Source organism: Faecalibacterium sp. Marseille-P9590, from assembly GCF_017377665.1.
In the GTDB taxonomy this organism is placed as follows: Bacteria; Bacillota; Clostridia; order Oscillospirales; family Ruminococcaceae; genus Faecalibacterium.
Map to the genome: position 1 here is coordinate 86,067 of NZ_JAFREF010000006.1, position 13,130 is coordinate 99,196.

At 59.0% G+C, this 13,130-nt stretch carries 10 protein-coding genes; all 10 read left to right on the forward strand.

All coding sequences use genetic code 11. From position 1 onward, the window contains the following. Positions 1-2: 2 nt before the first annotated feature. The 10 genes from jag to J3349_RS08790 all read left to right on the forward strand — a co-directional run bounded on the left by jag (position 3) and on the right by J3349_RS08790 (position 13,043). Positions 3-1,154 carry an RNA-binding cell elongation regulator Jag/EloR gene (gene jag / locus J3349_RS08745; RefSeq protein WP_207677142.1) on the forward strand — a complete coding sequence of 384 codons (1,152 nt, stop codon included), beginning with the start codon at positions 3-5 and terminating at the stop codon, positions 1,152-1,154. A 298-nt stretch (positions 1,155-1,452) separates the two neighbouring features. After that, the gene (locus J3349_RS08750) at positions 1,453-3,264 is read left to right on the forward strand and encodes a 5'-nucleotidase C-terminal domain-containing protein (RefSeq protein ID WP_207677143.1); all 1,812 of its coding nucleotides are present in this window, start codon (positions 1,453-1,455) and stop codon (positions 3,262-3,264) included. A gap of 450 nt (positions 3,265-3,714) precedes the next feature. Beyond that, positions 3,715-4,578 carry a GGDEF domain-containing protein gene (locus tag J3349_RS08755; protein ID WP_207677144.1) on the forward strand — a complete coding sequence of 288 codons (864 nt, stop codon included), beginning with the start codon at positions 3,715-3,717 and terminating at the stop codon, positions 4,576-4,578. A 124-nt stretch (positions 4,579-4,702) separates the two neighbouring features. Continuing rightward, positions 4,703-6,070 (forward strand): tRNA uridine-5-carboxymethylaminomethyl(34) synthesis GTPase MnmE, encoded by a 1,368-nt coding sequence (gene mnmE, locus J3349_RS08760; RefSeq protein ID WP_207677145.1) that lies wholly within the window; start codon positions 4,703-4,705, stop codon positions 6,068-6,070. 262 nt (positions 6,071-6,332) lie between these two features. Then, complete coding sequence (gene mnmG, locus J3349_RS08765; RefSeq protein ID WP_207677146.1) at positions 6,333-8,207, forward strand: tRNA uridine-5-carboxymethylaminomethyl(34) synthesis enzyme MnmG; 1,875 nt, start codon at positions 6,333-6,335, stop codon at positions 8,205-8,207. A gap of 248 nt (positions 8,208-8,455) precedes the next feature. Further along, positions 8,456-9,013 (forward strand): prolyl-tRNA synthetase associated domain-containing protein, encoded by a 558-nt coding sequence (locus tag J3349_RS08770; protein WP_207677147.1) that lies wholly within the window; start codon positions 8,456-8,458, stop codon positions 9,011-9,013. Between the two features lie 15 nt (positions 9,014-9,028). Continuing rightward, entirely contained in the window at positions 9,029-9,736 is a 708-nt protein-coding gene (gene rsmG / locus J3349_RS08775; RefSeq protein ID WP_149794730.1) for a 16S rRNA (guanine(527)-N(7))-methyltransferase RsmG, read from the forward strand. A gap of 158 nt (positions 9,737-9,894) precedes the next feature. Then, entirely contained in the window at positions 9,895-10,689 is a 795-nt protein-coding gene (locus tag J3349_RS08780; RefSeq protein ID WP_149794729.1) for a ParB/RepB/Spo0J family partition protein, read from the forward strand. A 619-nt stretch (positions 10,690-11,308) separates the two neighbouring features. Continuing rightward, positions 11,309-12,160 (forward strand): ParA family protein, encoded by an 852-nt coding sequence (locus J3349_RS08785; protein ID WP_223386565.1) that lies wholly within the window; start codon positions 11,309-11,311, stop codon positions 12,158-12,160. Positions 12,161-12,176: 16 nt separating this feature from the next. Beyond that, a complete protein-coding gene (locus J3349_RS08790) occupies positions 12,177-13,043 on the forward strand; it encodes a ParB/RepB/Spo0J family partition protein (protein WP_207677148.1) in 867 nt (288 codons plus the stop codon). Positions 13,044-13,130: the final 87 nt, after the last annotated feature.

A 13,130-nucleotide genomic window follows, 5' to 3' on the forward strand; every position in this document is an offset into this window, starting at 1 on the left:
TTATGATCCGTACGCAGGAAGCGACCGGCAAGACGGTCGATGAAGCACGCACCAACGCCTGCGCTCTGCTGGGCGTGGAAAAGGACGACATCAACGTCAGCTACGAAGTGCTGGAAATGCCCCAGAAGACCGGTTTTCTGGGCCTGAAGCTCACTCCCGCCAAGGTCCGCGTCAGCGTCGAGCTGCCGGACGAGCCTGCGGCAGCTCCTGCTGCCCCCGTTGAGGAGCCCGCTCCCGTTGTGGAGGAGAAGGCTGCTCCTGTGGCGGCTGAGCCTGTCGTCGAAGAGACTGCCCCTGAGGCTCCCGCTGCTGTGGAAGAGCCTGCTGCTCCCGCTGAGGAAGCTGCCCCTGCCGAAGAGCAGGCTGCTCCCGCCGCAGAGGGCGAAGAGGTGGAAGTCCCCATCAACATCGAGGAGAACGCCAAGGTCAAGGCCGCTGTGGACTACCTGAAGGATGTCATCGAGAAGATGGGCGTACAGGACGTCAAGTTCAGCGCTGTGCAGAAGGGTGAGGCTACCATCATCCATCTGGACGGCGAGAAGATGGGCGCCCTCATCGGCCGCCGCGGCGAGACGATGGAGAGCCTGTCCTATCTGGCAAGCCTCGTGGCAAACCGCCTCGAGGGCGACTACATCAAGCTGGGCCTCGACGTGGCCGGCTACCGCGACAAGCGCGAGAGCGACCTGACCGCACTGGCACAGCGCATCGGTGCCAAGGTGCGCCGCACTGGCCGCAGCTTTGCCATGGAGCCCATGAACCCCTACGAGCGCCGCATCATCCACTCTGCCATCAGCAAGATGGAGGGCGTCCGCAGCGAGAGCAAGGGCGAGGGCCGTGACCGCCGTGTGGTCATCTACTCCACCGACCCCAACGCTGTGGCTGAGAGCGCAAATGCACGTCCCCGCGGACCCCGCGGCGGTCATGACCGCAACGGCAATGGCCGCAGCGGCGGCTATCATCGCGGCGGCGAGCGCCGTGGTGACCGGAATGGCCGTGGCCCGCGCAATGGCGGCGGCCGTGGCGGCTACCGCTCCAATGTGCCTGAGCGCACCTACACCCCGCGCGATGCCGAGAATGCTGCCCCTGTGGCACCCAAGCGCACTGAGCGTGTGGATGACTTCGCTGATCTGAGCTTCGGCAAGATCGAGCTGTAAAAGCTGAATGATAAGGCCCTCTCCCGCATGGCGGAAGCCGTGCAGGGGAGGGTCTTTTTTTGTACGAGGAACACTATAAATTTACACATCTTTTGCATGAAGATGGTTTACGATGAAAAGCAAATCTGAAAAAATAATTTAGGAAGAAAAGTCGTTCTTATCGGAAAATTGGAGAATATGTCCAATTCCGGAAGAAATTTTTCTCCTACTTGCACATTGTAAAACAATGTCGGCAAGCCTTATACTAGAGCTACAAATGCTTCGGAGTGTATACCAAGCAAAAAAGAGAGGAATTATTATGGAACAGAATAAGATTTCCCGCCGTAATTTCCTGCGCGTGGCCGGTGCATCGGCTACCGCCGCCGCAATGGGTGGTCTGGTCCCGGCTGCTTCCGCTGCCGGCATCAAAGACCTGTGGAGCATGGACCTGCAGATCCTTGCCACCAGCGATACCCACGGTAAGTTTGACCCTTGGGATTACGCCGCCAACAAGGCCGACGCCTCCGGCAGCGTGGCCCAGCAGGCAACTGCCATCAAGGAGAACCGCACCAAGACCACGCTGGTCGTGGATGCAGGCGACACCATTCAGGCAAACTCCGCTGAGCTGTTCCTGAACGACGATGTCCACCCCATGATCGCTGCTCAGAACGCCATCGGCTACGATGTCTACGTCACCGGCAACCATGAGTACAACTATGGCATGGCCACGCTGGAAAAGGTGCTCTCCCAGCAGAAGGCCAAGGTGCTGACCGGCAACGTCTACAGCCCCGAAGGCAAGCCTCTGGCTGACGGCTACACCATCATCAACAAGGGCAGCGTCAAGATCGGCGTCATCGGTATGGTCACTCCCAACATCACCCGCTGGGACGCCAAGAACCTCGAGGGCTGGACTGTCACCAACCCGGTGGACGAGAGCCGCAAGATCATTGATAAGATCAAGAACAATGTGGATGTCATCATCGGCGTTATGCATATGGATGTTGACAATGAGTATGGCGTCTATGGCTCCGGCGTCACCGACCTGGCAAATGCCTGCCCCGAGTTCGACGTCATCGTCGCTGCTCACGGCCACAAGAGCATCCCCAACAAGATGATCAACGGCGTGCTGGTGGTCGAGAACAAGAATGCCGGTGCCACTGTCTCCGACATCCACGTCTATCTGGAGCGCGGCCTGAACGGCAAGTGGAAGGTGAAGGACCGCACCTCTGAGAACCTGACCATCAAGGACTACGCTCCCGACCCCGAGCTGACTGCTCTGCTGGCAGAGTACGACCAGCGCGCTAAGGACGACGCCGTGACCCCCATCGGCCAGCTGGTCGGCGGTGATCTGGCCCCCGAAAACGAGATCGACTGCCTGCCGCAGGCCATGGTGCAGGATACTGCTCTGCTGGACTTCATCAACGAGGTACAGATGTACTACACCGACGCTCAGGTGGCCGCAACGGCTCTGACCTCCATGACTTCCCAGATGCGCGAGGGTACCATCCGCAAGTGCGACATGGCAAGCATCTACACCTACCAGAACACCCTGTACAAGCTGCAGATGAACGGCTGGCAGCTGCGTCAGTTCATGGAGTGGTCTGCTGCCTTCTTCAAGACCTGGGAGCCGGGCGATGTGACCATCGCATTCGACTCTTCCGTCCGCTATTACCTGTACGATGCCTTTGCAGGCGTCAAGTATGACCTCGACATCTCCAAGCAGCCCGGCAACCGCATCCAGAACCTGACCTGGATGGATGGCCGTCCGGTGGAGGACGATGACAGCTTCGTGGTGGCCGTCAACAACTACCGTGCCACCACCCAGCTGCTGGCTTATGCCGACATCTTCAAGGAGGGCGACGAGCTGCCCAAGCTGCTGGAGATCGACGTGCGCGGCGATGTGGGCGGCGTCCGCGAACTGCTGGGCGAGTACATCCGCACCGTCAAGGGCGGCACCATCGAGCCGCACGTGGACAACAACTGGAAGCTCGTGGGCAACAACTGGAACGCTGCTGACCACGAGAAGGCCGTCAAGCTGCTGCGCGAGGGCAAGCTGGCCCTGTCGGAGAACGCCGACAGCCGCACCCTGCCCGGCAAGGCCATCACCACGGCCGATATTGCCGCATTCTGATTTTTCTTTCATACGCAACGGGGTGTGCAGTCTTTCAGGGGCTGCACACCCTTTTTTGCACAATAAAGTAAAATATCAATGGGTAATATAGCTAAATTTAATTATCGCTTTTTAGCATATCATAGAAAATAAACGCTGGGATGCGCTGGATATTTTCTTTTTGGGAGCTTCATGATAAAATAGGAAAAACCCGCAGAACAAAAGGGGAAAGTGCGCCCTCGTGCAGTGCGGGGACGAATGCGGTTTGAAAAGAGGATGGCTATGGAAGCATTGCGAAGGCTGCTGTATGCGGAGATGTCACGGGAGGAGTACAAAGCCTGTCTGCCGGATATACAGCGCTCCAACCGCCAACGTGTGACGGCCTACCTGGGGATAGCCTGTGCGTTTCTTACAGTTTTATGGATACTGTCTGGGGCTCTGGAATTTTTGCGGCCCAATATGCCGGCCTATATGATAGCGCTGGCCGTGTGCATGGGCCTGCAGGCGGTCAACCGGGCATTCCCGGGAAAAAACGGCCTGCTGCTGACCTGGCTGATGTACGCCTTTGAGGCTTTGCTCTATGTGCTGGGCATCTATCTGGGCATCCATCCTTCTCCCGATACTCCTACGGTGAGCTTTATTGCGTTCTTGCTGGCAGTGCCGCTGCTCTTTGTCATGCGGCCCATCCAGCATATCTTGAATGTCGTCTTTTTCGATGGTATTTTCATCCTGACCTGCTTTTTGTTCAAGAGTAAAGAGACGCTCCCAGTTGATATTCTGGACGGCGTGGTGTTTGGTGCGGTGTCCTGCATCATATCCACCTTCATCATGCTTTCGATGCACGAAAATTTTTCCATCCGGCACAAGCTGCTGGGCATCGCGGAGACGGACTTGAACGTCGGCCTGAAAAACCGCAACGCCTACGAGAGCCAGATGCACGACTACCCGATGCACTGCAGCAGCACGCTGAGCTGTGTTTATCTGGACGTGAACGGCCTGCATGAGCTGAACAACACCCGGGGCCACGCGGCAGGCGACGAGATGCTCAAGACCGTGGCAGCCAAGGTGCGGGACATCTTCGGCGAAAAGTACAGCTACCGTGTGGGCGGCGATGAGTTCGTGGCCTTTGCGATGGACAAGAGCGCCGAAGAGATGCGCGCGCTTATCCACAAGCTGGTGCAGGAGGTGGACGAGGCCGGTTACTCGGTGGCCGTGGGTACAGCGACTCACAGCGCGGGCGGCATCGACATGGAAGTCCTCGTCAAATCGGCCGAAACACGGATGTATCTGGCAAAGGAAGAGCACTATCGCCTTGCCGGGAAGACCCGAGGATAAAATGCAAAAGCGGTACGCTGCCGGACTCTCCGGCGGTGTGCCGCTTTTTTGCGCAGCATATTTCTTTTTTTGGCGGTTCGTGGTAGAATATACTGTATTCATCTGCGCATAAGGAGGGGAGAAGATGCAGCATTCGACCATTGCGGCCATTGCTACCGCTCCGGGTGCGGGCGGCATCGCCATCGTGCGGCTGTCCGGCCCGGAAAGCTATGAAGTGGCGGCGAAGGTGTTCCGTCCGGCTAACCCAACCAAAAAGGTCGCGGACGCCAAAGGCTATACCGCCATGTTCGGTGCGTTCGTGGAGGGGGAAGAGGCTTTCGACGAGGGCGTGGCGCTGTTTTTCCGCGCGCCCCACAGCTACACCGGCGAGGATGTGGTGGAGCTTTCCTGCCACGGCGGCAGTGCTGTCGCCCGGCGGCTGGTGGAAGCCTGCATTGCGGCGGGGGCATCGCCTGCCGCTCCCGGCGAGTACACCCGCCGTGCTTTCCTGAACGGCAAGCTCAGTCTGACCCAGGCCGAAGCCGTCATGGACATCATCTCCGCCGATGGCCGACAGGGGGCCGCGCTGGCAAATGCCTCCCTGAACGGTGCGCTGGCCCGGAAGATAGCGGCCCAGAAAGATGCTCTGACGGCCTTGCAGGCCCATCTGGCCGCCTGGGTGGATTTCCCTGAGGAAGATGTCCCGGAACTGAGCCAGAGCCATCTCTGCGACGTTTTAGGCGGGGTAGAGCAGGAGCTGGACGCCCTCATCCAGAGCTACGATGCAGGCGCTGTCCTCCGCGAGGGCGTGGACTGCGCCATCGTGGGCAAGCCCAATGCGGGCAAATCCACCCTGCTCAATCTGCTGGCCGGGTTCGACCGGGCCATCGTCACGCCGGTGGCCGGAACCACTCGCGACGTGGTGGAGCAGGCTGTTCAGCTGGGCGACGTCCGGCTGAATCTCTTCGACACTGCCGGTCTGCGTCAGACGGAAGACGAGATAGAAGCCGAAGGTATCCGCCGCAGCTGGAAGAAGCTGGACGAGGCGGGGCTTATCCTCGCCGTCTTCGATGGCTCGGAGCGCCCGACCCGGGAGGACCTGGAGCTGGCTCAGCGCTGCGCGGGTCGTCCGGCCATCGCGCTGGTCAATAAAGAGGACAAGCCCACCCGGTTTGACGCAGAGCTCATCGCACCCTATTTTGCGATGGTGCTGCCGGTCTGCTGTCAGGAAGAGGGGGCGCGGAAGGTCATCGCGGCGGCGGTAGCCCGCCTGCTGGGGACCAACCAAATCGACCCCCACGCCGCCAGCCTCTCGGGACAGCGGCAGCTTTCCGCTGCCACCCGCGCTCGGGATGCCGTAGCCGGAGCACTGGACGCCGCGCAGGGGCTCGGGCTGGACGCTGTGTCAGTCTGCGTGGACGACGCGCTGGATGCACTTTGTGCGCTGACAGGGGAGAACGCCTCGGAGGCGGTCATCAATGAGGTGTTTGAGAGATTCTGCGTGGGGAAGTAAGGACAGTATCGTTGCGCGCCTGTGCGCGGGGCAGAGCGCTTTTACGTTAAGTGGAATTGTTCTCTTTTGATGTCAAAAGAGAACCAGAAAACCACCAGCGATTTCGACGCGCTGAATCCACGAGAAAGGGGCTGCTCGCCCCTTTCAGACCCCAAAGGAGAAGTCGAAACGGAAAAAAGCTAGCCGCTTCGCTAAACGCTTTTTTCTCGTTTCTCCGATTTATGGCTTCGCCGAAGATTTTATGTTGCAAATAGAGGAAAGTATGAACCATTTAGGAGACTACGACGTTATCGTCATCGGTGCCGGCCATGCGGGCATTGAGGCGGCCCATACTGCCGCGATGCTGGGCGCAAAGACGGCGGTGTTCACGATGAGCTTGGACGCCATCGGCAATATGCCCTGCAATCCCAGTATCGGCGGCACGGCAAAAGGTACGTTGGTACGCGAATTGGATGCTCTTGGCGGCGTGATGGGCCTTGCGGCAGATGCCACCTATTTACAGAGCCGGATGCTCAACAAGGGCAAAGGCCCCGCTGTCCACGCTCTGCGCGTCCAGACCGACCGCAAGCGCTATCATGAATATATGAAGCACGCCCTTGAGCTGACGCCGGGGCTGGCTATCCATCAGGCGGAAATCATTTCCATCGAGGTGGAGGACGGCCATGTGAAGGGCGTCGTTACCCAGCTGAACGGGGAGTATGGCGCAAAGTGCGTGGTCATCGCCACCGGCACCAACCTCGGCGGAAAAATTTTTGTGGGCGATGCATGGTACGCCTCCGGCCCCGACGGGATGCACGCGGCCAACGCCCTCACCGAGAGCCTGAAAGCCGCCGGTCTGCCGCTGCGCCGCTTCAAGACCGGTACGCCTGCCCGCGTGCATCGGCGGAGCATCGACTTCTCTAAGCTGGAATGCCAGCCCGGCGACCCGGACAATGAACTTCAGCCTTTCAGCTTCATGACCGATGCCCCTATGCACAACAAGGTGGAGTGCTGGATCGCCTACACCAACCCTGAGACGCACAGAATCATTCTGGACAATATCCAGCGCAGCCCGCTCTACGGCGGCATGATCGAGGGCGTCGGCCCGCGCTACTGCCCGTCGATTGAGGACAAGGTAGTGCGGTTTGCAGGGAAGGACCGGCATCCCATCTTCGTGGAGCCTTGCGGCGAGAACACTGAGGAAATGTATCTGCAGGGTGCGTCCAGCAGTCTGCCGGAAGATGTGCAGAATGCATTCTACCGGAGCATCAAGGGCTTCGAGAATATTGAGATCATGCGCCCGGCCTACGCCATCGAGTACGACTGCGTAGACCCCACCAGCCTCGAAGCCACGCTGGAAAGCAAGGTGGTGCGGGGCCTCTACGGTGCGGGACAGTTCAACGGCACCTCGGGTTACGAGGAAGCCGCCGCGCAGGGCCTTCTGGCCGGTCTGAACGCTGCCCGGAACGCATTGGGCGAAAGCCAGCTCATCCTGCCCAGGCAGTCGAGCTATCTCGGCACACTGGTCGATGACCTTGTGACCAAGGGCGTCATGGACCCCTACCGGATGATGACCAGCCGCAGCGAGTACCGCCTGACCCTCCGTCAGGACAACGCCGACACCCGGTTGACGCCCATCGGCAGGGAATACGGCCTCGTGCAGGATGACCGCTGGACAAAGTACCAGCAGACGCAGGCTGTGCTGGACGCAGAGCGCCACCGTCTGCATGACGCCCATCTGCGCACGGCGGACTTGCGCGCCGCGATGGAAGCAGCGGGCCTTGCTCCGGCCGCAGAGGGCGGCATTGCCGAAGAGCTGCTGCGCCGGCCGGAAATTGACTATCCGCTCATCGCGGGCATGATCGGCTGGGGTGAGGGCATCACGCCCATGCTGGCTGAGCGTCTGGAAACTGAAATCAAGTACGCGGGTTACATTGCCCGGCAGGACCGGATGATACACGAGGTGGCCCGCCACGAGAAGACCCTCATCCCGGAGGATTTCTCTTACACAGAGCTCACCGGCCTAACATTGGAAGCCCGCGAGAAGCTGGCCCGCATCCGCCCGAAAAACTTGGGGCAGGCTGGACGCATTCCCGGCGTGTCGCCGTCGGATGTGGCACAGCTGAGTATTGCTTTAGTTGCGCAAGATAAGACGTAACACCATCGGCAAAGCCGTAAATCGGAGAAACGAGAAAAATGCGTTTAGCAAAGCGGCTAGCATTTTTCCGTTTCGACTTCTTCTTTGGGGTCTGAAAGGGGCGAGCAGCCCCTTTCCCGTGCCCGCGCCTCGGAAAAGCGGTGCTTTTCTGGTTCTCTTTTGGCACGCAAAAGAGAACATAGCACTTAATGAAAAAGCGACCTGACCCGCGCACAGGCGCGAGCACGATTGATAGATGAGGAAAACCAATGGAAAAATTAGAGTTATATGAGGGCCGTCCTGCGGACTGCACCGGGCGGATTGAAAAAGAAGTCCGCACTTACGACTTGCTGGACCGCCTCGGCATCCAGTTCTGGCGCACCGACCATGCATGGATGCACGCCGACACCATGGAAGCCTGCAAGGACATCGACGCTGTTTTGGGCGCGATGGTCTGTAAAAACCTGTTCCTCTGCAACCGGCAGAAGACGAACTTCTACCTGCTGATGATGCCGGGCGACAAGCCTTTCAAGACCAAAGAGCTTTCCGGTCAGCTGGGCATTGCCCGTCTGAGCTTTGCGTCGCCGGAAGACATGGAAAAGTACCTCGACTGTACACCTGGTTCTTCGTCCATCATGGGCCTGGCCAACGACACGGAAAACCACGTTCAGCTGCTGATGGACGAAGACCTGAAGGCGGGGGAGTACCTGGGGTGCCATCCCTGCATCAACACCTCATCGCTCAAGCTGCGGACGGCAGATGTATTTGAAAAATTCCTGCCGGCGGTGCATCATGAGCCGATTTTTGTGCATCTGACGGGCGAGTAAAGAAAGGAATTTGCTATGATAGATAAGAACCGGCTGGAACAGAAATGTTCCACATGGAACATCGCGCTCACCGGAACCCAGCTCGACCAGTTGGACGCCTTTGCGGAGATTCTGGTGGAGTACAACCAGAAGGTCAATCTGACTGCCATCACTGACCCGGAGGGCATCGAGGACAAGCACTTCCTCGACAGCCTGCTCTTTGCCTCTCAGCCTGAGGTGGCAGGGAAGATGGTGGATGTCGGTGCAGGCGCGGGCTTCCCGGGCATCGTGACGAAGATTTTCAAGCCCGAGTTGGAGCTGACCCTGATGGAACCCACCGGCAAGCGGGTGGAGTTTCTGAAATACGCCTGCGGCCAGCTGGGCCTTACCGGTGTGGAGTTCGCCAAGGAGCGCGCCGAGGAAGCTGCTCGCAAGGCGTGGCGTGAACAGTTCGATTTGGCTTCGGCCCGCGCGGTGGCGGCTCTGCCCATGCTGGCAGAATACTGCCTGCCGCTGGTGAAGGTGGGTGGAAACTTCCTTGCCATGAAGGGCGCTTCCGGCGAAGAAGAGCTGGCCGCAGCCCGGGGCGCCATCAAGAAGCTGGGCGGCGAGTACAAAGAGACCCGCACCCTCCATCTTCCGGGCGGCGATACCCGCACCCTCATCCTCTGCAAAAAGATTTCGCAAACTCCGACTGCCTACCCCAGAAACGGCGGAAAAATTGCGAAAAGTCCGCTGAAATAACGGAGCATCGAATAGAAAATGCAAGACCCTGCCGAACGAATCTTCTGGCAGGGTCTTTTATTTTCTGGTAAACTGGGGATGTAAGCAGCTGACTTTTCCACGTTTTCCTGGGAAAAAGTTGAAAACTATGACGATTCCAGACGAAAAGGGGCGGTATCATGTTTGAGAGAAAGAAATCTGCCGGAAAAATCTACGCTCTCCCGATTGAGAGCATCCAGCCGTCGCCATTTCAGGCGCGGACGAATTTCAACGAGCAGGAGCTTGCGGGGCTTGCGGCTAGCATCCGGGAGAACGGCTTACTGCAGCCGATAGCCGTGCGCAAAAAAGAAGACGGCTATGAGCTGGTGGCGGGGGAGCGGCGCCTCCGCGCCTGCAAGATGGCAAAGATGCAGACCATCCCGGCCATCCTTTGCGACTATGCCGACGACAAGACGGCGGCGATGGGGCTTCTGGAAAATCTTCAGCGGGAGAATCTGAACCCCTTCGAGCAGGCGCAGGGCCTGCGGGATGTGATGGTCTTGTGGGACTGTACGCAGGCGGAGGCAGCCAAGCGGCTTGGCATGGCTCAGCCGACACTGGCCAACAAGCTGCGATTATTGCAGCTCACCCAGGACCAGCGGCAGTTCGTGCTGGACAACGGCCTGACGGAACGCCACGCCCGGGCAGTGCTGCGTCTGCCGGAGAACCGCCGCAGTGAAGCGCTCATCACCATCGCCAAGCGGAAGATGAACGCCCGGGCTACAGACTTGTACATCGAGCAGCTGCTGAACGCAGCTGCCCCGGGACGTCACCGCATCTCAATGGTGAAGGACGTCCGCATTTTTGTGAATACCATCGACCACGCCATCCGCCTGATGACGGACAACGGTGTACCGGCAACGGCGCACCGGGAAGAGCGGGATGGGTACATTGAGTATACCGTGCGCATCCCGACGGCAGCGGCGCAGAGGTGAGGGGAGAGGGCCAGTGTTCCATGTGGAACATTGGCTCTCTTTCTTTCTGGTAAGGTGGGTGGGATTGCGCGCCGATGGCGTGGATTAAATCGTTCTTGCATTGGGGCAAAGTTCTCTTTTGCGCACCAAAAGAGAACCAGAAAAGTGCCCGCTACTTTCGAGGCGCGGGATCCGACGGGTTGCGGTACCCAGCGTCCACTTCGTGCTTTGGGCGGCACTCGTGTCCTGCTGACCGCGGCCCCAACAGCTCCTCCCTGTTTCCGCCGCAGGCGGCGGTCGTCGCCGTTGCAAGAAAGGGGCTGCTCGCCCCTTTCAGACCCCGAAGGGGAAGTCGAAACGGAAAAAAGCTAGCCGCTTCGCTAAACGCTTTTTTCTCGTTTCTCCGATTTACGGCTTCGCCGAAGATTTTATGTTTACGCAAGGCGAAAACTGAATTTGAATGCGAAAAAGAGCTGTGTGGCCATCAAAAGAACGTAAAATTATAAAGAACCAGTTCAAAAAGCCGCGCTGATGTGCTATACTAAGCTGTATAAGGGACCTGCTGAGGGGAAAACGGCGGGCTTCGTCCTCGAAATGTTCCATGTGGAACAAATCTTTTTCCCGGAAGGAAGCAAGTAGCGTGGCAAAAATCGTTGCTGTTGCAAACCAGAAGGGCGGTGTGGGCAAGACCACCACAGCCGTCAACCTCTCGTCCTGCGTGGCGGCGCTGGGCAAAAAAGTGCTCATCGTAGACCTCGACCCACAGGGCAACACCACCACCGGTTATGGTATTTCCAAGCGGAGTGTAGATATTGGTACATATGAAATTCTCATCGGCGAGGCCGACGCGCGGCAGGCTGTCCGCAAGACGGAGTTTCGCACCGACGTCATCGGCTCCAACACCCGCCTCGCGGGTGCCAGCCTTGAGATGATCGACCTGCCGGGCCGCGAGAGCCGCCTGCGCAAGGCGCTGGCCCCCATCCAGAAAGATTACGACTTTATCTTCATCGATTGCCCGCCCAGCCTTGACCTGCTGACGCTGAACGGCCTGTGCGCCTGCGACAGCATCCTCATCCCGGTGCAGTGCGAGTATTATGCGCTGGAAGGTCTGTCGGAGCTTATCAGCACTCTTAAGACCGTCCGCAAAAAGTACAACCCCTATCTGGACATCGAAGGCGTGGTGTTCACCATGTTCTCTGTCCGCTATAACCTGACACTGCAGGTGGTGGAGCAGGTCAAGAAATACTTTGGAAACAAGGTGTATCAGACCACCATCCCGCGCAGCATCCGCATCTCGGAAGCTCCCAGCTATGGCCAGCCCATCAACTTCTATGAGCCGAAGGGCAAGGGCAGCGAGGCGTATATGGACCTTGCCATCGAGTTCGTGAAGAGCAACCGCCCCGCCGAAGCTGCACCCAAGCGCCGCCGCGGAAAAGCTGCAGCGGAACCGGTCGAGACGATGGGGCTGGCCGATGTGAAGATGGACGGCTGAGGGAGAGAGGAGACCAATGGCAAAAGGAAGAGGAGGACTGGGCCGGGGGCTGGAAAGTCTGTTTGAGGACGCCGCCCCCAGCTTTGAGTCAGATACCAGAATCGAGACGCTGCCCCTGCGGGAGATTGAGCCAGACCCCGGCCAGCCCCGCAAGACCTTCGACGACGAGACGCTGGCAGAGCTTTCGGCTAGCATCGCCGAGCACGGTTTATTGCAGCCCATTGCGGTGCGCCCGAAGCCGTCCGGCGGCTACCTCATCGTGGCAGGCGAGCGCCGCTGGCGGGCCAGCCGGATGGCGGGCCTCACCGAGGTGCCGGTCATCGTCAAGGACGTGACCGATGAGCAGGCCATGGAGCTTGCGCTGGTGGAGAACCTGCAGCGCGAAGACCTTGACCCCGTGGAAGAGGCGGCCGGCATCCGTGAGCTGATGACCCGCTGCGATTTGACCCAGGAGCAGGCCGCCCGCAAGCTGGGCAAGAGCCGGAGCGCACTGGCCAACAGCCTGCGGCTGCTGAGCCTGCCGGAAACAGTGCTGGAACTGCTGAAAAGCGGCTTCATTACGATCGGACACGCAAAGGTCGTTTTGGGCCTGCCTACGCCGGAGCTGCAGGAGGAAGCGGCTCAGATGATAGCGGACAACCAGCTGAACGTCCGTCAGGCCGAAGCTTTGTGCAAAAAGCTGGCAAAGCCCGCAAAAGAGCCTGTGGCCGCGCCGCTGCCGAGCGCGTTGCCAGTGGAGGTGGAAGAAAGCCTCAAGCAGGCGCTGGGCAGCGAAGTCCGCGTGGCCTACCACGACGGCAAAGGCAAGCTGACCGTCCATTTCTATTCGGACGATCAGCTGAAAGCCTTTGCAAATCTGCTGGGGCAGTACAGCGCGGAGTAACCTCTCAGTCTCGCTATCGCTCGACAGCTCTCCTAATAGGAGAGCCTAAGCAGAAAAGTTATTAGAAATGCGTACCAAGGCGGGGAA

What these genes read in the sequence shown, in the direction of transcription:
- jag (WP_207677142.1), top strand. Translation starts at nt 3, where the DNA reads ATGATCCGTACGCAGGAAGCGACCGGCAAGACGGTCGATGAAGCACGC.
- J3349_RS08780 (WP_149794729.1), top strand. Translation starts at nt 9,895, where the DNA reads ATGTTTGAGAGAAAGAAATCTGCCGGAAAAATCTACGCTCTCCCGATT.
- J3349_RS08790 (WP_207677148.1), top strand. Translation starts at nt 12,177, where the DNA reads ATGGCAAAAGGAAGAGGAGGACTGGGCCGGGGGCTGGAAAGTCTGTTT.
- J3349_RS08770 (WP_207677147.1), top strand. Translation starts at nt 8,456, where the DNA reads ATGGAAAAATTAGAGTTATATGAGGGCCGTCCTGCGGACTGCACCGGG.
- mnmG (WP_207677146.1), top strand. Translation starts at nt 6,333, where the DNA reads ATGAACCATTTAGGAGACTACGACGTTATCGTCATCGGTGCCGGCCAT.
- rsmG (WP_149794730.1), top strand. Translation starts at nt 9,029, where the DNA reads ATGATAGATAAGAACCGGCTGGAACAGAAATGTTCCACATGGAACATC.
- J3349_RS08755 (WP_207677144.1), top strand. Translation starts at nt 3,715, where the DNA reads ATGATAGCGCTGGCCGTGTGCATGGGCCTGCAGGCGGTCAACCGGGCA.
- J3349_RS08750 (WP_207677143.1), top strand. Translation starts at nt 1,453, where the DNA reads ATGGAACAGAATAAGATTTCCCGCCGTAATTTCCTGCGCGTGGCCGGT.
- mnmE (WP_207677145.1), top strand. Translation starts at nt 4,703, where the DNA reads ATGCAGCATTCGACCATTGCGGCCATTGCTACCGCTCCGGGTGCGGGC.